This is a genomic window from Duganella sp. Root1480D1 (assembly GCF_001427305.1).
GTDB lineage: Bacteria > Pseudomonadota > Gammaproteobacteria > Burkholderiales > Burkholderiaceae_D > Rugamonas.
In genome coordinates, this window is sequence record NZ_LMFZ01000012.1 from 678,278 (window position 1) to 697,392 (window position 19,115).

The following is a 19,115-nucleotide window of genomic DNA, read 5'->3' on the forward strand; positions in this document are numbered from 1 at the left end:
CGGGCCGCGAAGGAGGGGCGGCCGCTGAGGGTGTTGCGGTGGGCAAGTTGGGGCCCACCGCATTAGTCTACTTTAAGTGTATGGCACGCGGAAAGCTTTATTTCTTCAGGCGTGAGTTAAACGCTGCATGCAAGCTGTTCAACATTTCTTCCGCAGCCAGCAACTGGTCGGCCACTTCGTTGATCTTGCGCCGGCTGGAACGGGCATGGTCGCGCAGCACTTCGAAGGCGGTGTTGCGGTCGGTCTGGTACTTGCACATCAACAGGCCCACGGCCAGGCTGGTCTCGCGGCCGGCAGCCAGCGCTGCGTTCAGGTTGATCTCGGTGCGGCGCAACTGGCGGATTTCATCGGCGCGCGCCAGGCCGGCTTCGAAGGCTGGCATCAGGTGGTGCTCGTCGACCGGTTTCACGACAAAGCCCACCGCGCCGTAGGCGGCGGCCTGCTTGCCGGCGTCGGCATCGCCGCGGCCGGACAGGAACATGAAAGGCACCGTGGTGTTGCGGTTCAATTGCTTGGCCAGTTCCAGGCCCGACATGCCGGGCATGTGGATGTCGAGCAGGGCCAGGTCGGGCTCGCGCTCGGCGATCAGGGACAGGGCCTGGTCCGAAGAGTGCGCCAGCATGGTGTCGTAGCCGGCACGGGCTAGCAATTCGCCCAGGAACTCGGTCAGGATCTTGTCATCATCGACGATCAGGATCAGGCGCTTCGGCGGAGTCTGGGCGTTCATCGGCGTCAACCTTATGGTTATGCTAATGGGGAAATTATAGACTGAAATTCCCGCACTGCAGCCCCTACATCTTCGGCCAGGTAGACGCTGGTGATCGCCGCTACCAGTTGCGCTCCCTCGGCCACCAGCGGCGCCGCATTGAGCGGCGTCATGCCGCCGATCACACACAGCGGCACACTGATCGCTTCGCGCGCATGGCGCAGGATGGCTGGCTGGGTGGTGACGGCGTACTGCTTCACCTTCGATGGATAAAAACCGCCGAACGCCACGTAGCTGGCGCCGGCCGCCTGCGCAGCCTGCGCGCGTGCCAGCTCGCCGTAGCACGAGGCGCCAATCAGCTTGTTGGGGCCGAGCGAGGCGCGCACTTCGGCCAGCGGCGCATCGGTGCCGCCGAGATGCACGCCATCGGCGCCCAGCTCGCGGCACAGCGCCACATGGTCGTTGACCAGGAAGGGCACGCTGTATTGATGGCATAGCTCGCGCAGCGCCCCGCCCTGCTCGCGGCGCAGCGCCGGGCTGGCGTCCTTGTGGCGGTACTGCAGCAGCGCGACGCCGGCGCGCAGCGCCTGCTCGGTCACATCGAGCAATTTATCGGTGTCGTCCCAGTTCGGGGTGACCAGGTAAAGTCCTTGCATCATTTCTCCTTATCGCTGCGGGATGCGCTGGCCGGGCGCGATGGCGTATGAAGCGGCCAGTGCGCGCTGGGTATAGCCTTGCGCCTTGGTCAACGCTTGCGCCATGGTGTTACCCAGCGCCAGCAGGGCCGCCGTGGCTGCGGCCAGCGTGCATCCGCTGCCGTGGAAACCACCCGGCAGGCGCGGCCAGCTCCAGTTCTGCTGGCGGTCGGGGCCCAGCCAGCGGTTGATCACCACGTCGCTGCCTTCATCATGGCCGCCGGTGACCAGCACATGGGTACAGCCCAGCGCACGCAGCGCGCGCGCGTGAGCCAATGCGTCGCCGTGCGCAGTGCCGCGCCAGGCCGGCGGCACGCCGGGCGCCGCCAGCGCCACCATCGGTGCCGCGTCCGCGAGGGCAACGTCCCCCGCCGCGACGGCGTTGGCGACCGCCGGCGTGGTTGCTGCGGCGGTTGCCATGGAGCGCGCCAGCGCGCCGATACCGGAAGCTGCAGCAGCGCCTGCCCGCAGCGGCGCGCGATAACGCGCCGCATTGCCAGCCAGGGCCGCCGCTTCCGGCCCATTCGGCGTGATCAGCGTGGCCAGCGGCAGCAACGGCGCCAGCGCCTGCACCGCATCGTCGCGGCCCAGCGCATCGCCATGGCCGCTGCGCAGCACGGGGTCCAGTACCACCGGCGGGTCGCTATACAGCCGCTGCGCCCAGCCTGGCGCCGCCCCGGCCGCCGCGCGATGGGTGGCGCGTAGCTCGCCAATCAGCGTCGCGATAGCCTGGGCATTTTCCGCACTGCCCGGAATGCCGATCTTCACCGCCGCAACCGGCACTTGCGCCAGCAGCGCACGCGCCTGTTGCAGCACGATTTCCGGCGCCAGCGGCAGCACCGCATGCACGCGGTTATTGTCCTGCACCGTAATGGCGGTCAGCACCGGCAGCGCATGCGCCCCCATCGCCGTGATGGCCTGGATGTCGGCCGCCATGCCGGCGCCGCCCGATGGATCGGCGCCGGAAAACACCAGCACACAAGGCCGGTCGCTCATGCCAGCCTCCCCGCCATCGGCGACGACGGCGAGGCGGCAAAGCGGCGCGGCATGCGGCCGGCCAGGAACGCTTCGCGGCCAGCCTGCACGCCCAGCTTCATGGCGCGCGCCATGCGGACCGGATCGCCGGCAGCCGCGATGGCGGTGTTCATCAGCACGCCGTCGCAGCCCAGCTCCATGGCGATGGCCGCATCGGACGCGGTGCCGACGCCGGCGTCAACCAGCACCGGCACATTGGACTGCTCGATGATCAGCGACAGGTTCCAAGGATTCAGGATGCCCATGCCGGAGCCGATCAGCGACGCCAGCGGCATCACCGCGCAGCACCCGATGTCTTCCAGCATGCGTGCCTGGATCGGATCGTCGCTGCAGTAGACCATCACGTCGAAGCCGTCCTGCACCAGTTCGCGCGCGGCGACCAGCGTTTCCGGCATGTTCGGGAACAGGGTCTTCTCGTCGCCCAGCACTTCCAGCTTGACCAGCTTGTGGCCATTCAGCAGTTCGCGCGCCATCTGCAGGGTGTACACCGCATCCTTCGCCGTATAGCAGCCGGCCGTATTGGGCAGGATGGTGAATTCATGCGGCGGCACATAGTCCAGCAGGCTTGGCGCGTGCGGGTCCTGGCCGATGTTGACGCGGCGGATCGCCACCGTGATGATGTCGGCCCCCGCTGCCAGCGTTGCCTCGCGGGTCTGCGGCAGGTCCTTGTACTTGCCGCTGCCGACCAGCAGGCGCGAGTTGTACTCCTTGCCCGCGATGACCAATGGTTTGTCTTGCATTTGCAGTCTCCCCTTTTCAGCCGCCGCCGATGGCGCGGACGATGTCTACTTTGTCGTTATGATTCAGCGCGACCTGCGGCCAGCGCTGGCGCGGCACCACCTGGCGGTTGACCGCCAGCGCCAGCGCCTGGCCGGTCAGCTCGAGCCCATCGATCAGCGCCTCCAGCGTCTGCTGCGGCGGCACCGCATGCGGCGCGCCGTTCAGTTCAATCTCGATCATGCTTGCTCGCGGTAGATGCTGGCGCCGCCCTTGACGAACTCGATCGACTTCTCCTGCATGCCCTTGGCGGCGAACTCGCGCACCTCCTGCGTGATCTTCATCGAGCAGAAATGCGGGCCGCACATGGAGCAGAAGTGCGCCACCTTGGCCGAGTCCTTCGGCAGGGTCTCGTCGTGGAATTCGCGCGCGCGGTCCGGATCCAGGCCCAGGTTGAACTGGTCTTCCCAGCGGAATTCGAAGCGCGCCAGCGACAGCGCGTTGTCGCGGATCTGCGCGCCGGGATGGCCTTTCGCCAGGTCGGCAGCATGGGCCGCGATCTTGTAGGTGATGATGCCCTCCTTGACGTCGGCCTTGTTCGGCAGGCCCAGGTGCTCCTTCGGCGTCACGTAGCACAGCATGGCGGTACCATACCAGCCGATCTGCGCCGCGCCGATGCCGGAGGTGATGTGGTCGTAGCCGGGCGCGATATCGGTGGTCAGCGGGCCAAGGGTGTAGAACGGCGCTTCGCTGCACTGCTCCAGTTGCAGGTCCATATTCTCTTTAATGAGCTGCATCGGCACGTGGCCCGGGCCTTCGATCATCACCTGCACGTCGTGCTTCCAGGCGACCTGGGTCAGTTCGCCCAGGGTTTTCAGTTCGCCCAGTTGCGCCGCGTCGTTGGCATCCCACACCGAGCCAGGGCGCAGGCCGTCGCCCAGCGAGAAGCTCACGTCGTAGGCCTTCATGATTTCGCAGATCTCTTCGAAGTGCGTGTACAGGAAGTTTTCCTTGTGATGCGCCAGGCACCATTTGGCCATGATCGATCCGCCGCGCGACACGATGCCGGTCATGCGGTTGGCCGTCAGCGGCACGTAGCGCAGCAGCACGCCGGCGTGGATGGTGAAGTAGTCGACGCCCTGCTCCGCCTGTTCGATCAAGGTGTCGCGGAAGATTTCCCAGGTCAGGTCTTCGGCCTTGCCGTTGACTTTTTCCAGCGCCTGGTAGATCGGCACGGTGCCGATCGGCACTGGCGAATTACGCACAATCCATTCGCGCGTTTCGTGGATATGCTTGCCGGTGGAGAGGTCCATCACGGTGTCGCCGCCCCAGCGGATGGCCCAGGTCATCTTCTCCACTTCCTCGCCGATGGAGGAAGTCACGGCGGAGTTGCCGATATTGGCGTTCACCTTCACCAGGAAATTGCGGCCGATGATCATCGGCTCCAGTTCCGGATGGTTGATGTTGGCCGGGATGATGGCGCGGCCGCGGGCGACTTCCTGGCGCACGAATTCCGGCGTGATTTCTTCAGGAATGGCGGCGCCGAACGACTCGCCGCGGTGCTGGCGGCCCAGCAGGTCGGCCATGCGCTGGCCTTTCTCGCCCTGGGCGCGCAGGCCGGCCAGGTATTCCTTGCGGCGCAGGTTTTCGCGGATCGCCACATATTCCATTTCCGGCGTGACGATGCCCTGGCGCGCGTAGTGCATTTGGGTGACGTTGCGGCCAGCTTGCGCGCGGCGCGGCTGGCGGTGCAGCTCGAAACGCAGGGCGTCGAGTTTTTCGTCAGCCAGGCGCTGGCGGCCATAGTCGGAAGTCGGGCCGTCCAGCATTTCGGTGTCGTTGCGCTCGGCAATCCAGGCGGCGCGCGGCGTGCCGAGGCCTTTGCGGATGTCGACCGTTTCGGCCGGGTCGCTGTACGGGCCGGAACAGTCGTACACGGTGACCGGCGCATTGTCGCCGGACAGGCTGATCTCGCGCATTGGCACGCGCAGGTCGGCACGGCTGCCGGTCACGTAGATCTTGCGGGAGTTCGGCAGCGGGGTAACTGCTGCGGAGTCGACCTCGGCCTGGGCGGCGAGGAAAGTTGGATTGGCGTTCATTTTGGCTCCTTTGTTGGCGCAGGAGCCAGCAAAGGAGGTTAGGCTGCGCGTGCAGTTGCGCCGTATGGCGCAGCCGCTGCGTATCCTGAAGCTTCCCTTCGCTGGCATTATCCAGATCAGGTTCGGAGGGTATTTCTCACCCGCGCGGCTCAATTTGAAACTGAGCGCACAGGACCCCTAGCGTGTGCCACCTTTCGGCAGCGAGCGGATTATATCTATAATCGATGCGCATTGAAAGGAGACCGGATGCGATATGTAGTATTCGCGGCAGCGATGGCCGCAGTGGCCACCACCGCGCAGGCGGCCGCGCCAGGCGCCGACGCGCGCGCGCCCACGCTGGCCGAACAACGCTCGTTCGAGCAATTCATGCAGCGCACGGCGCCGGGCGCCCCGTTGCCGCCGCTGCATGCCGAACGGGCCCCCGATGGAAAGAAATGGATCGCCAGCGCGACTGCCGACGCGCCGCCGGTGCGCCTGGTGCTGCCGCTGTGCCGCGTCACACGCTCGCGCTACACGCAGCAGGCCGACGATAGCTGGCGCGCCGACAGCAGCCAGCATGTCTGGGTCCACCACACCACCAATTGCGGCACGCCGCCGGCGGCCATGGTCGAACTGCGCGCGCCGCTGGCTGAAATCGACATGCTGCGCCTGATCCAGGCCCAGGGCGAACTGCTGCAGCGCGCACGCCTGCTCATGGCCGGCAACACCAGCTGCGCGCCGACCCGCTCGCGCAACTTCCAGTTGCGGTCTTTGGGCCGCAGCGCCGACGGCATGTTCGTGCTGGGCTACGAAAGCGATATCGGCAGCAAGGTAGACATCACGGTGCGGCCGTCACGCGCCGAACTCACCGCCTGGAACGTCAACTGCCCGTGACAGCGGCCAGCGAAAATGCAGTGTTGCCGAACAACAACATTGCATGTGGCTGCTGAGTAGCTTTTCATCTGCAAGTGTAACAATTCGTTACTATGTGCGTAATCGCACATAGCGTATTTCCTCTCGCTTCCGATAATGGAAGAGCACCAATAACTACTACGAGAGGCACTACCATGAACTCGAAAGTCTCCCTGCTCCCACTCGCACTGACATCCCTGCTGCTCGCAGCTTGCGGTGGCGGTGGCGGCGGCGACACCCCGCCAACCCAGACCATGGGTACCCTGGGCGTGTCGATTACCGATGCACCGGCCTGCGGCTTTGATGCAGTCAACGTTACCGTCAACAAGGTGCGCGTCAACACCAGCGCGACCGCCAGCGACACCGATAGCGGCTGGACCGATATTACCCTGTCGCCAGGTAAGAAAATAAACCTGCTGAACCTGACCAACGGCACCCTGGACGCACTCGGCCAGACCTCGCTGGCGGCCGGCCGCTACAACCAGGTGCGCCTGGTGCTGGACCCGAACACCGGCAACGCAACTGCCAACTCCGTGGTCCTGAGCGGCACCACCGCCGAAATCTCGCTCGACACCCCGAGCGCGGTCCAAAGCGGCATCAAGATGAATGCCGACTTCACGGTGGAAGCGGGCCAGCGCTATGACCTGGTGATGGACTTCGACGCCTGCAAATCCATCGTCACCAAAGGCAATGGCAAGTACGCCCTGAAACCGGTCGTGAAAGTGATCCCGACCGCCCTGAACGGCATCAGTGGCTTTGTCGGCGCGCCGCTGGTGTCCGATGGCGTCACCGTCAGCGCCCAGCAAAACGGTGCCGTGGTGGCCGCAACGGTGCCAAGCTCCACCGGCGAATTCGTGCTGCCACGCCTGCCTCTCGGTAATTACGACGTGGTGATCACCTCCAACACGCATGCAGCCTACGTGGTAGGCGGCGTGCCGGTGACTTCCACCACCGGCATGGTCCCGATCAGCACCACCGGCGCCCCGTTCACCCTGGCCAACACCAGCCTGATGGGCTCCATCAGCGGCACCGCCACGCTGACCCCGGCCAGCGCCACCGAATCGGCCCTGCTCTCGGCCAAGCAAGCCATCACCGGCGGCCCGACCGTGACCCTGCGCTATACCAATGCGGACCTGAGCACCGGCGCTTACAGCATCACCAAGCTGCCGCTGGCGGCACCGCAGTACGCAGCATATAGCGCCACGCTGCCGCTGACCTTCGCCAGCGCTGGCACTATCCCGGCCACGGGCATGTACAAGGTCGATGCTTCGGCCACCGGCTACACCACGCTGTCCAATGCGGCGGTCGATCTCAATGTCGCCAACGCCGTCAACGTCAACTTCAACCTGGTGCCTTAAGCACCTGCGCCAGCTAAGCTGACGCCATAGCCCCGGCGCCGCCACCTGGCGGCAGCCGGGGTTTTCTTTTGCGTCGTGCGCCAGCAACGCATCGCGCTTGCGTGCGCCTGCTTTTCCGCGGTATCCTGAATTATTCAATCGCATGATTTAATAAAAGGAGCCACGGTGCGCGCAGGCAGGAACCATGTCCGGATCGGCGGTGCGGCAGGCTTCTGGGGCGACAGCGCCCTCGGCCCGCGGCAACTGATCGAAGGCGGCGACCTCGATTACCTGGTGTTCGATTACCTGGCCGAACTGACCATGTCGCTGCTGGCGGCCGCGCGCCGCAAGCAGCCGGAACTCGGCTACGCCACCGACTTCATCGACGTCATGCGCGACGTGCTGGGCGAGGCCCTGGCGCGCAGCGTGCGCGTGGTGGCCAATGCCGGCGGCATCAACCCGCAAGGCTGCGCCGCTGCGCTGCGTGCGCTGGCAGCGCAACAAGGGCTGGCGCCGCGCATCGCCGTGGTCGAAGGCGACGACGTTTCGGCCCTGCTGCCGGAGCTGCGCGCGGAAGGCGTGGCCCTGCCGGCCACTATCCTCAGCGCCAACGCCTATCTGGGTGCCCTGCCGATCAAAGCCGCACTCGATGCCGGCGCCGACGTGGTGATCACCGGCCGTTGCGTCGACAGCGCCGTGACGCTGGGCGCCCTGATGCACGAATTCGGCTGGGGGGGCAGCGACTACGACCTGCTCGCCGCCGGCAGCCTGGCCGGCCACCTGATCGAATGCGGCTGCCAGGGCAGCGGCGGCCTGTTCACCGACTGGGAAGACGTGCCCGATTGGGCCAACAGCGGCTACCCGGTAGTGGAGTGCCGCGCCGATGGCAGCTTCGTGCTGGGCAAGCCGGAAGGCAGCGGCGGACTGGTCACGCCAGCGGTGGCGGCCGAGCAGTTGCTGTATGAGATAGGCGACCCCGCGCGCTACCTGCTGCCGGACGTAGTGTGCGATTTCAGCGCCGTCACGCTGCAGGCGGACGGGCCGCAACGCGTGCTGGTGCAAGGGGCGCGCGGCCACGCGCCAACGCCCACCTACAAAGTCAGCGCCACCTATGCCGACGGCTTCCGCAGCGCCGCACAACTGACCGTCGTCGGCCATGAAGCCGGCCGCAAAGCGCGCCGCAGTGCCGAAGCGATCCTGGCCCGCACGCGAGCCATGTTCACGCGCGCCGGCCTGGGCGACTATTCCGCCACGCATATCGACATCCTCGGCGCCGCCGAAGGCTTTGGACAAGCGGTCATGTGGCTGGCCGTGGCGCACCCCCAGCGTGCCGCGTTGGAGATATTCGCCCGTGAGATCGCCCCCGCCGGCACCTCCTGGGCGCCCGGCACCACCGGTTTCGGCGGCCGCCCCACGGTGTCGCCCGCCATCAAGCAGTTCTCCTTCCTGCTCGACAAAACCCGCCTGCAGCCCACCGTGCAGCTGCCCGACGGCGAACAGCTTCGCCCACCGATCCCGCCCGGCGCGACCGCTACGGCCCAGCCTGTGTCACACCCTGGGGTCAGACCCCACAGTGTGACACGGGCTCAACCACCTGATGGATGGCGCAGGGTGCCGCTGATCGAGCTGGCCAGGGCGCGCAGCGGCGACAAGGGCGATACCTCCAATATCGGCGTCATCGCCCGCCATCCTGAAGACCTGGCCTTGCTGCGCGAGCAGCTTACGCCGGAAGCGGTGGCGGCGCACCTGGCCGACAAGGTGCTCGGGCCAGTCACGCGCTATGAGCTGCCCGGCATCCACGCCTTCAATTTCGTCTGCGAGCAGGCATTGGGCGGCGGCGGCATGGCATCGCTGCGCCATGACCCGCTTGGCAAGGGCATGGCGCAATGGCTGCTGGCGATGCCGGTGGCGGTGCCGCCCGATTTCAACAGCCGGAGAACATGATGGAAGAAGCCCTGCGCGCCACCGTGCGCCGCTTCGTCGAGCAGGAACTGCGCCCCCACGTCAGCAACTGGGAAGAAGCAGGCGCCTTCCCGCGCACGCTGTACCGGCAGGCCGGCGAACTGGGGCTGCTGGCGCTGGGCTTTCCCGAAGCAGAGGGCGGCCTTCCCGCCAGCTACCGCCAGCTACAGGTGCTGAATGAAGAACTATGCCGCACCGGCTGCGGCGGCCTGCTGGCGTCCCTGTTCAGCCACCGCATCGGCACGCCGCCAGTCGTGCATGGCGGCTCGCCCGAACTGCGCGCCCGCGTGCTGCCCGGCATCCTGGCCGGCGAGAAGATCAGCGCCCTGGCGGTAACGGAGCCGGGCGGCGGCTCCGACGTCGCCAACCTGGCGACCAGCGCCGTGCGCGACGGCGAGCACTACATCGTCAACGGCTGCAAGACCTTCATCACCTCCGGCATGCGCGCCGACTGGATCACGCTGGCCGTGCGTACCGGCATTCCGGGTAGCGGCGCGGCCGGCGTGAGCATCCTGCTGGTGCCCGGCGACGCGCCCGGCCTGACGCGCAGCCCGCTGAAGAAAATGGGCTGGTGGTGCTCCGACACGGCCGAACTGCATTTCGACCAATGCCGGGTGCCGGCCGCCAACCTGCTGGGGGCGGAAAACGCCGGCTTTGCGCTCCTGATGCGCAACTTCAACGACGAACGCCTGATGCTGGCCATGCACGCCTGTTACCTGGCGCAAGCCTGCCTTGACGAAGCGGTGCAATGGGCGCAGCAGCGCAAGACCTTCGGCAAGGCGCTGGTGCAGCACCAGGCCGTGCGCCACAAGCTGGTGCAGATGGCCACTCGCATCGAAGCCACGCGCGCCTTCATCGACAGCGTCGTGGCGCGCCTGGATGCCGCGCCAGGCCAGGACAATGCGCTGGTGCCGCAGGTATGCATGCTGAAGAACTTCGCAGCGCAAACCATGCAGGCCTGCGCCGGCGAAGCGGTGCAGATCCTGGGCGGCATGGGCTTCATGCGCGGCACGGTGGCCGAGCGCGTGTACCGCGACGCCAAGGTGTATATGATCGGCGGCGGCGCCGAAGAAATCCTCAACGACCTGGCCGCGCGCCAGCTCGGCTGGTCCTGAAAGGAAGCAAAATGTATCAATCGATCTTCAAACCCGGCTTGTTCGACGGCCGCAGCATCGTGGTGACGGGCGGCGGCAGCGGCATCGGGCGCTGCACCGCGCATGAACTGGCAGCGCTGGGCGCGCGCGTGCTGCTGGTGGGCCGCGATATGGCCAAGCTCGATGCGGTGCGCAGCGAGATTGCCGGCACCGGCGGCAACGCCCACGGCTACAGCTGCAATATCCGCAGCGAAGACGCGGTGCGCGAACTGGTGGCGCAACTGGTGGCTGAACATGGAGCGCTGTATGGCCTGGTCAACAATGCCGGCGGCCAGTTCCCGGCGCCGCTGCGCGACATTTCGCAAAAGGGCTGGGAAGCGGTGGTGCAGACCAACCTGACCGGCGGCTTCCTGCTGGCGCGCGAATGCCTGAACCAGAGCATGGCCGAACATGGCGGGGCCATCGTCAATATCGTGGCCGACATGTTTGGCAGCATGCCGAATATGGGCCACTCGGGCGCCGCCCGCGCCGGGATGGCTAGCCTGACCGAAACGGCCGCCTTCGAATGGGCGCAATACGGCGTGCGGGTGAACGCCGTGGCGCCGGGCTACATCGCCTCTTCCGGCATGGACCAGTATCCGCCCCAGATGCGCGACACCATCCGCGCCTTCCCGCGTACCGTGCCGCTGCATCGCTTCGGCACCGAGTCGGAAGTGGCGGCGGCAATTGCCTTCCTGCTGTCCGACGCGGCAGCCTTCATCACCGGTACTACCTTGCGCGTCGATGGCGGCCGGCCGAATGTGCGGCCCGGCATGCCGATGCCCGAGCCGCGCCAGGCCGGCGCCACCGCAGCCTTCAACGGCTTCCACCTGGCTGCCAGGCCGCGCGTGCTGGAGGGCGGATAATGCCGGCGCTGGAGAGCCGCGTGGTGCCGCAGGGCGCGGCGTTCCAGGCCAATAGTGCGGCGCTGGAAGCGCAGCTCGCGCGATTGCGCCAACTGGAGGCGCGCACCCGCGACGCATCGGCCGCGTCGGCGCCGCTGTTCGCCAAGCGCGGCCAGTTGCTGCCGCGCGAACGCCTGGGTGCCCTGCTCGACGCCGGCGCACCCTTCCTGGAAATGGCCACGCTGGCCGGTTACTGCCTGGATAACCCCGATCCCGAACGCTCGGTGCCCGGTGGCGGCCTGGTGGGAGGGATCGGCTTTGTCAGCGGCGTGCGCTGCATGGTGGTGGCCGACGATTCCGGCATCGATGCCGGTGCGGTGCAGCCGATGGGGATCGAAAAATTTCAGCGCCTGCAGCATGTGGCACTGGCGCAGAAGCTGCCATTCATCCACCTGGTCGAATGCGCCGGCGCCAACCTGCTGGACTACAAAGTGGAGACCTTCATCCACGGCGGCAGCGGCTTTTACTGGCTGGCACGCCTGTCGGCGGCCGGACTGCCGGTGATCAGCGTGGTGCACGGTTCCAGCACGGCGGGCGGCGCCTACATGCCCGGGCTGTCCGACTATGTGGTGATGGTGAACGAGCGCGCCAAGGCCTTCCTGGCGGGGCCGCCGCTGCTGAAGGCGGCCACCGGCGAAATCGCCAGCGAGGAAGAACTGGGCGGGGCGGACATGCACGCCACGGTGTCCGGCCTGGCCGAATACCTGGCCGCAGACGACGCCGATGCCTTGCGCATCACGCGCGAACTGGTGGCAAGCCTGGGCTGGAATGCCGCACTGGCAGCTGGCGGCGCGACCTATGAAGCACCGCGCTACGCCGCTGGCGAACTGCTCGGCATCGCCCCGTGCGACCAGCGCAAGCCGCTCGACATGCGCGAAGTGATCGCGCGCATCGCCGACGGTTCGGCCTTCCTCGAATTCAAGCCCGGCTACGGCGCGGCCACCGTGACCGGCCATGCCGCCATCTGCGGCATGGCAGTCGGCATCATCACCAACAACGGCCCGCTCGACCCGGCCGGCGCCACCAAGGCCGCGCACTTCATCCAGCTCTGCTGCCAATCCGGCACGCCGCTGGTCTTCCTGCAGAACACCACCGGCTTCATGGTCGGCAAGGCTTACGAGCAGGCCGGCATGATCAAGCACGGCTCGAAAATGATCCAGGCGCTGGCCAACGCCAACGTGCCGAGGATCACCGTGCATTGCGGCGCGTCGTTCGGCGCCGGCAATTACGGCATGTCCGGGCGCGGCTTCATGCCGGACTTCTGCTTTAGCTGGCCCAACGCGCGCACTGCCGTGATGGGCGCCGAGCAGGCTGCCACCACCATGGCCATCGTGATGGAAGGCAGCATGCGGCGCAAGGGCAAGGAAGTCGACCACGAAGCGATTGCTGCCATGCGCGCGCGCGTGATCGAGACGTTCGAGCGCCAGACCGACGCTTTCGCTACATCCGGACGCCTGCTGGACGACGGCGTCATCGACCCGCGCGACACGCGCAAGGTGCTGGCCTGCGTGCTGGCAGTATGCGAGGAAGCGCGCCGGCGCGAACTGCGGCCGGTGCAATTCGGCGTCGCGCGCCCTTAAAACTGGAGACCCCATGGAATACAGCCACGAACACCTGGAACTGCAGCGCAACCTGAAACGCTTCATCGACAGCGACATCAATCCCTACGTGGACGAGTGGGAGGCGGCCGAGATCTTCCCCGCCAGGGAAGTGTTCCGCAAGCTGGGCGCGCTGGCCATGCTGGGCGTGTCCAAGCCGGTGGAATTCGGCGGCCTGGGGCTCGACTATTCGTACTCGATGGCGATGGCCGAGGCGCTGGGCCACATCCGCTGCGGCGGCGTGCCGATGGCGATCGGCGTGCAGACCGATATGGCGACACCGGCGCTGGCGCGCTTCGGCTCCGACGCCTTGCGGCGCGAATTCCTGGCGCCGGCCATCAGCGGCGAAGCGGTAGCCTGCGTCGGCGTGTCGGAGCCGGGTGCCGGCTCCGACGTAGCGGCCATCCGCACCACCGCGCGCAAGGACGGCGGCGACTACATCATCAGCGGCAGCAAGATGTGGATCACCAACAGCCTGCAAGCGGACTGGATGTGCCTCCTGGCGATCACCGGCGACGGCCCGGCCCACCGCAACAAGTCGCTGATCATCGTGCCGATGGATGCGCCGGGCATCAGCGTGGGCAAGAAGATCCGCAAGATCGGCATGAATTGCTCCGACACGGGCCTGATCCATTTCGACGAAGTGCGCGTGCCGCAGCGCTACCTGGTGGGCGAAGAGAACAAGGGCTTCACCTACCAGATGCTGCAATTCCAGGAAGAGCGCCTGTGGTGCGCGGCCAATATCGTGCAGCAGATGCAGAACTGCATCGACGCCACCATCGAATACACGCGCGAGCGCAAGATCTTCGGCGCCAGCGTGCTGGATAACCAATGGGTGCACTTCAAGCTGGCCGAAATGCAGACCGAGCTCGAATCGCTGCGCGCCCTGGCCCACCGCGCCTGCGGCATGTACATCGGCGGCGCCGACGTGACCGAGCTGGCTTCGATGGCCAAGCTGAAGGCCGGGCGCCTGGCGCGCCAGATCACCGACGGCTGCATGCAGTTCTGGGGCGGCATGGGCTTCACGCTTGAAAACCCGGTGTCGCAGTTCTACCGCGACGGGCGGCTGACCTCGATCGGCGGCGGCGCCGATGAAGTCATGCTGGGCATTATCTGCAAGTACATGGACATCCTGCCAAGCCGCAAAGCGTGAGCACCTTCGACACCATCCTGGTCGCCAACCGCGGCGAAATCGCGCTGCGCGTAATGCGCACGGCGCGCAGCATGGGCTACCGCTGCGTGGCAGTGTATTCCGACGCCGACGCCGGCGCACCGCACTGCGCCGCGCACGCCGCACTGCGCGTCGGCGGGCCCGCCCCTGCCGACTCCTACCTGAACATCCCCGCGCTGGTCGCCGCCGCGCGGGCCAGCGGCGCCGGCGCCGTGCATCCCGGCTACGGCTTCCTGGCCGAACGCGCCGATTTCGCGCAAGCCTGCGCCGAGGCGGGCCTGGTCTTCATCGGTCCGCCGCCCGCCGCCATCGAAGCGATGGGCAACAAGGCCGGCGCCAAGCGGCTCATGCTTGAAGCCGGCGTGCCCTGCGTGCCGGGCTACCAGGGCGAGGACCAGTCGGACCAGCGCATGGCGGCCGAAGCGCGCAGCATCGGCTTTCCGGTGATGATCAAGGCCGCTGCCGGCGGCGGCGGGCGCGGCATGCGACTGGTGGACGATGAAGCGGCGTTCAGCGCCGCGCTGGCCTCGGCGCGCTCCGAGGCGCTGCACGCCTTTGGCAGCGCGCAGGTGATTCTCGAGCGCGCCATCATCGAAGCGCGCCACATCGAAATCCAGGTCTTCGCCGACAGCCATGGCAACGTGGTGCACATGGGCGAGCGCGATTGCTCGCTGCAGCGGCGGCACCAGAAGCTGGTCGAGGAATCGCCCTCGCCGGCCGTGATACCGCAGCTGCGCGAGCGCATGGGCGCGGTAGCCGTGGCGGCGGCGCGTGCGATGGGCTACACCGGCGCCGGCACGCTGGAATTCCTGCTGGATGGCGATGGCGCTTTCTACTTCATGGAGATGAACACCCGCCTGCAGGTCGAGCACGCGGTGACCGAAGCAATCACCGGCATCGACCTGGTGGAGTGGCAGCTGCTGGTGGCAGCCGGCGCGCCGCTGCCGCTAACGCAGGCCGAACTCGATGCGCGGCGCGCGGCGGGCGGGCATGCCATCGAGGTGCGCCTGTGTGCAGAAGACCCGCAGCAGGATTTCCTGCCTCAAAGCGGCAAGGTCTGGCGCTGGAGCGCGCCGGCCGGAGTGCGTTGCGACCATGCGCTGGGCGACGGCGTGCAGGTGCCGCCCTATTACGACTCCATGCTGGCCAAGCTGGTAGCCCATGGCCGCGACCGCGCCGACGCCCTGCGCCAGATGCGGCGCGCGCTGGACGAATGCGTGCTGCTTGGCCTGACTAGCAACCGCGCCTTCCTGGCGCAATGCCTGGCGCATCCCGTCTTCGCCGAAGGCCAGGCCAGCACCGGCTTTATCGCCCAACACCTGCCGGCCGGGCAGCGCGGCAACGTCCCGGCGACAGGCCGCACCCTGGCGGCGGCAGGCGCGCTGCTGGCCTGGCACCGGTCGCAGCGCCACACGCGCCGCTACCCGGACGAGCTGCAAGGCTGGAGCTCCAGCCAGGCCCATGCCCTGCCCTTGCGCTTCACGCTTGACGGCAGCGCGCACCAGGCAGGCGCCAGCGCCGCCGGCTGCAACGCCTGGCATATCGCCAGCGAAGGCGGTGCGGCCCCGGTGCGCGTCGAAATGACCGACCTCGGGGGAGGAACCCTGCGGCTCTCCTTCGACGGCCAGCCCGCGGCAGTGCATGTCGCCGCCGAGGGCGCCCGCCTGTTGTTCCTGCTGGACGGCACCGAACGTATGCTGGACGACCTGGGCGACACGCCGCCGCGCGTAGCGGGCAACGGCGCCGCCGATGGCCGCATCGCGGCACCCATGAACGGCCGCGTAATCGCGCTGCATGTCCGGGAAGGCGAACAAGTCAGCATCGGCCAACCGTTGCTGGCGTTGGAAGCGATGAAAATGGAACACAATATGCTCGCCACGCGCGACGGCAAGGTATCCGCGCTCGCCACCGCCCTCGGCACGCAAGTGGCGACCGGGCAGCTACTGCTGGAAATCACCCCCTGACGGAGAAACCATGACTACGCTGCAAGGCAAGACCCTGTTCATCACCGGCGCAAGCCGGGGCATCGGCAAGGCAATCGCCTTGCGCGCGGCGCGCGATGGCGCCAACGTGATCATCGCCGCCAAGACCACCGAACCCGATCCGCGCCTGCCGGGCACCATCTATTCCGCCGCCGAGGAGATCCGCGCCGCCGGCGGCAAGGCGCTGCCGCTGGTGGTCGACGTGAGGGATGAAGAGCAGGTCGCCGCCGCCATCGAACAGGGCGCCGCGGAGTTTGGCGGCATCGACATCCTGGTCAACAACGCCAGCGCCATCAGCCTCACGAACACGCAAAGCACGTCGATGAAGCGCTACGACCTGATGATGGACATCAATGTGCGCGGTACCTTTGTCTGCGCCAAGCACTGCATACCGCACCTGCTGCAAGCCAGCAACCCGCACATCCTGACGCTGTCGCCGCCAATCGACATGAACCCGAAATGGTTCGCCCGCCACGCCGCCTACACCACCTCGAAATACGCGATGAGCATGATCGTGCATGGCCTGGCCGCCCAGCTTGCCGAGGACGGGATCGGCGTGAATGCGCTGTGGCCGCGCACGGTCATCGCGACGGCCGCCCTCAACATCGCCCTGCCTGGCGGCGCCCGGTACGGGCGCACGCCGGAGATCATGGCCGATGCCGCCCACCTGATACTGACCAGGGAAAGCCGCGCAACGAACGGCAATTTCTTCATCGACGAGCAGGTGCTGCGCGACGGCGGGATCACCGACTTTTCGCAGTACCAGGTAACGCCGGGCGTGGAGCCGATGATCGACCTGTTCGTCGAGGCGGGCCATGACTGAGCGCATGCAGGACACCCTTGGCAACCTGGTTTCGCGCAGCGCACGCCGCAACGGCGCCGCAACGGCGCTCCTGGAGAATGGCCGCAGCATGACTTACGCCCGTCTGGACGAAGACAGCAACCGTTTCGCACGCTACCTGCTCGCCAGCGGCCTGCAAGCCGGCGACAAGGTCGCCATGCTAAGTCCCAATTCGATGGACTTCGTGGTGGCGGCTTTCGGCATCCTGAAGGCCGGACTGGTATGGGTGCCCATCAACGCCATGCTGTCGCCGGCAGAAGTCGGCTACATCGTGCAGCACGCCGATGCCCGGCTGCTGCTGGTGGACGCGCAGTTGGCGGAGTATCCCGCCTGGAGCGCCGCCCTGCCCGCCTTCGGCATCGCGCTGCTGCGATGCGCTACCGGCACCGATGATGGCAGCGGCACGCTGGCGCAGGCAATCGCCGCCCATCCTGCCACGCCTCCGATGCTCGACATCGACGAGAACGCGCTCGCCCTGATCATGTACACCAGCGGCACCACCGGCAACCCGAAGGGCGCCATGCATTCGCACCGCTCCGTGCTGGCGGCAGTGATGTCGAACGCCATCACGATTTCGGTCGTGCCGCAGGACGTGCTGTCGGCCATCCTGCCGCTGTTCCACTGCGCGCAATTCAGCATGTCCGCCGCCGGACTGGCCTGCGGGGCTGCGATCTCGCTGTCGCGCGGCTTCGACCCGGCCGCCGTGCTGGCCACCCTGGAACGCGACCGCGTCACCGTGATGGCGGCGCTGCCGGCCATGTACGGCGCCATGCTGATGCACCCGGCACGCGGCGCGGCCAACCTGTCGGCGCTGCGGCTGGCCATCTACGCCATGGCACCGATGGCACCTATCCTGCTACAACGCCTGATGCAGGAATTCTGCCCCCGCTTCGCCCTGGGCAGCGGCCAGACCGAGATGTTCCCGATGACCGTGTACTTCCCGCCCGAACAGCAATTGCAGCGCACTGGCAATTGCTGGGGGCAGGCGACGCCGGTCAACGACACCGCCGTCATGGACCAGGACGGGCAACTGCTCGGCGCGGGCCAGGTCGGCGAGATCGTGCACCGCGGCCCCAATGCGATGCTGGGCTACTTCAAAGACCCTGAAGCCACGGCTGCGGCGCGGCGCTTCGGCTGGCACCACACGGGCGACCTGGGCATGTGGGACGAAGACGGCTACCTGCATTTCAAGGGCCGCCTGAAGGACATGATCAAGACCGGCGGCGAGAACGTGCCCGCCATCCGCGTGGAAGAAGCCCTGCTTGGCCACTCCGCCGTGGCCGTCGCTGCCGTGGTCGGCCTGCCGCACCAGGAATGGATCGAAGCCGTCACGGCCTTCGTCTGCCTCAAGCCCGGCCAGGCGGCCGACGCCGACAGCCTGCGCGAGCATTGCCGCAGCACGCTGGCTGGTTTCGAGATCCCCAAGCACATCGCCATCGTGGACGCCTTGCCGATGACCTCTACCGGCAAGATCCAGAAGCACGTGCTGCGCGCCAACCACCAGGCGTTGTACGGCTAAACGGGGGCCGGATCCGCCGGCGGCGCGGTGCGCTCGGCCTTGCGTTTGGCGGTGCGGAACGCGTGCGCCATGGCCGCGTGGCGCAGGCGCAGCGCCGGAGTCCAATCGCTGTCGCCGGGAAGCTGGACGTAAATCACTTTCCAGGCGTTGCCTACGTTCCCCAAGCTGGCTGTAACAAATTGATTTGGCGAGACTGCGTGACCTTCATAGACAAGTTCGCCGCAAACCACTTCAGCGTAATATGGGCCCGCGCGGCTGCAAATACGCAACCGGGTTCCATCCGGCAGAAAGACCGTTTTCCAGAAAAGGCGCTTTGGATCCAGCGGCCTGTCAGCGGCGCGCTGGCGTTGCAGCCATTCACGGATGGCCATGTCCGCCAGGTCCGCCAAGGTGAGGGATGTTGCTTGCTCAGCGTGATAGTCGAGCAGCGCATGCAGGGTTGGGAGGCTTACCTCCAAAGTCACTCGCGTATTCATACTGAAAGCTCCTGAGATTTTTCCACTTAGAGCGCTACCAAGGCCCAA

17 protein-coding genes and 1 riboswitch are annotated in these 19,115 nt (G+C 66.9%); of the genes, 10 read left to right on the top strand and 7 right to left on the bottom strand.

The window, feature by feature from the left end; all coding sequences use genetic code 11:
- Positions 1-97 precede the first annotated feature (97 nt).
- From ASD58_RS15480 to thiC, 6 genes are read right to left on the bottom strand one after another with little or no spacing between them, the layout of a single operon-like run.
- The gene (locus ASD58_RS15480; protein ID WP_057262031.1) at positions 98-727 is read right to left on the bottom strand and encodes an ANTAR domain-containing response regulator; all 630 of its coding nucleotides are present in this window, start codon (positions 725-727) and stop codon (positions 98-100) included.
- 17 nt (positions 728-744) lie between these two features.
- Positions 745-1,362 carry a thiamine phosphate synthase gene (gene thiE / locus ASD58_RS15485; RefSeq protein ID WP_057262117.1) on the bottom strand — a complete coding sequence of 206 codons (618 nt, stop codon included), beginning with the start codon at positions 1,360-1,362 and terminating at the stop codon, positions 745-747.
- 9 nt (positions 1,363-1,371) lie between these two features.
- Positions 1,372-2,397, bottom strand: a complete 1,026-nt coding sequence (locus tag ASD58_RS15490; RefSeq protein WP_057262032.1) for a bifunctional hydroxymethylpyrimidine kinase/phosphomethylpyrimidine kinase — start codon at positions 2,395-2,397, stop codon at positions 1,372-1,374.
- Positions 2,394-3,176: a thiazole synthase gene (locus ASD58_RS15495; protein WP_057262033.1), complete on the bottom strand. Its 783-nt coding sequence runs from the start codon at positions 3,174-3,176 to the stop codon at positions 2,394-2,396. Before ASD58_RS15495 ends, ASD58_RS15490 begins: the two co-directional genes overlap by 4 nt.
- A gap of 16 nt (positions 3,177-3,192) precedes the next feature.
- A complete protein-coding gene (gene thiS, locus ASD58_RS15500) occupies positions 3,193-3,396 on the bottom strand; it encodes a sulfur carrier protein ThiS (RefSeq protein WP_057262034.1) in 204 nt (67 codons plus the stop codon).
- Complete coding sequence (gene thiC / locus ASD58_RS15505; protein WP_057262035.1) at positions 3,393-5,252, bottom strand: phosphomethylpyrimidine synthase ThiC; 1,860 nt, start codon at positions 5,250-5,252, stop codon at positions 3,393-3,395. Before thiC ends, thiS begins: the two co-directional genes overlap by 4 nt.
- Before the next feature lie 76 nt (positions 5,253-5,328).
- Positions 5,329-5,441: riboswitch (TPP riboswitch) on the bottom strand.
- 57 nt (positions 5,442-5,498) lie between these two features.
- Here thiC and ASD58_RS15515 point away from each other — a divergent pair.
- From ASD58_RS15515 to ASD58_RS15560, 10 genes are all read left to right on the top strand, one after another.
- A complete protein-coding gene (locus ASD58_RS15515) occupies positions 5,499-6,125 on the top strand; it encodes a hypothetical protein (RefSeq protein ID WP_156401290.1) in 627 nt (208 codons plus the stop codon).
- Between the two features lie 173 nt (positions 6,126-6,298).
- Positions 6,299-7,501 carry a DUF4382 domain-containing protein gene (locus tag ASD58_RS15520; protein ID WP_057262038.1) on the top strand — a complete coding sequence of 401 codons (1,203 nt, stop codon included), beginning with the start codon at positions 6,299-6,301 and terminating at the stop codon, positions 7,499-7,501.
- Positions 7,502-7,666: 165 nt separating this feature from the next.
- The gene (locus ASD58_RS15525; RefSeq protein WP_057262039.1) at positions 7,667-9,424 is read left to right on the top strand and encodes an acyclic terpene utilization AtuA family protein; all 1,758 of its coding nucleotides are present in this window, start codon (positions 7,667-7,669) and stop codon (positions 9,422-9,424) included.
- Entirely contained in the window at positions 9,421-10,557 is a 1,137-nt protein-coding gene (locus ASD58_RS15530; protein ID WP_057262040.1) for an acyl-CoA dehydrogenase family protein, read from the top strand. Before ASD58_RS15525 ends, ASD58_RS15530 begins: the two co-directional genes overlap by 4 nt.
- An 11-nt stretch (positions 10,558-10,568) precedes the next feature.
- A complete protein-coding gene (locus tag ASD58_RS15535; protein ID WP_057262041.1) occupies positions 10,569-11,441 on the top strand; it encodes an SDR family oxidoreductase in 873 nt (290 codons plus the stop codon).
- On the top strand, positions 11,441-13,060 hold the full coding sequence (locus tag ASD58_RS15540; protein WP_057262042.1) for an acyl-CoA carboxylase subunit beta: 1,620 nt from the start codon (positions 11,441-11,443) through the stop codon (positions 13,058-13,060). Before ASD58_RS15535 ends, ASD58_RS15540 begins: the two co-directional genes overlap by 1 nt.
- Positions 13,061-13,073: 13 nt before the next feature.
- Positions 13,074-14,231: an acyl-CoA dehydrogenase family protein gene (locus ASD58_RS15545; RefSeq protein WP_057262043.1), complete on the top strand. Its 1,158-nt coding sequence runs from the start codon at positions 13,074-13,076 to the stop codon at positions 14,229-14,231.
- Positions 14,228-16,213 carry a biotin carboxylase N-terminal domain-containing protein gene (locus tag ASD58_RS15550; RefSeq protein WP_057262044.1) on the top strand — a complete coding sequence of 662 codons (1,986 nt, stop codon included), beginning with the start codon at positions 14,228-14,230 and terminating at the stop codon, positions 16,211-16,213. The genes ASD58_RS15545 and ASD58_RS15550 overlap by 4 nt, the downstream gene beginning before the upstream one ends.
- Positions 16,214-16,223: 10 nt before the next feature.
- Positions 16,224-17,054, top strand: coding sequence for an NAD(P)-dependent oxidoreductase (locus tag ASD58_RS15555; protein WP_057262045.1), 831 nt, complete (start codon positions 16,224-16,226; stop codon positions 17,052-17,054).
- The gene (locus tag ASD58_RS15560) at positions 17,047-18,591 is read left to right on the top strand and encodes a class I adenylate-forming enzyme family protein (protein ID WP_057262046.1); all 1,545 of its coding nucleotides are present in this window, start codon (positions 17,047-17,049) and stop codon (positions 18,589-18,591) included. The genes ASD58_RS15555 and ASD58_RS15560 overlap by 8 nt, the downstream gene beginning before the upstream one ends.
- Here ASD58_RS15560 and ASD58_RS15565 read toward each other — a convergent pair.
- Positions 18,588-19,067 (bottom strand): hypothetical protein, encoded by a 480-nt coding sequence (locus ASD58_RS15565; RefSeq protein ID WP_057262047.1) that lies wholly within the window; start codon positions 19,065-19,067, stop codon positions 18,588-18,590. The two genes, ASD58_RS15560 and ASD58_RS15565, sit on opposite strands and share 4 nt — an antisense overlap.
- Between the last annotated feature and the right edge of the window lie 48 nt (positions 19,068-19,115).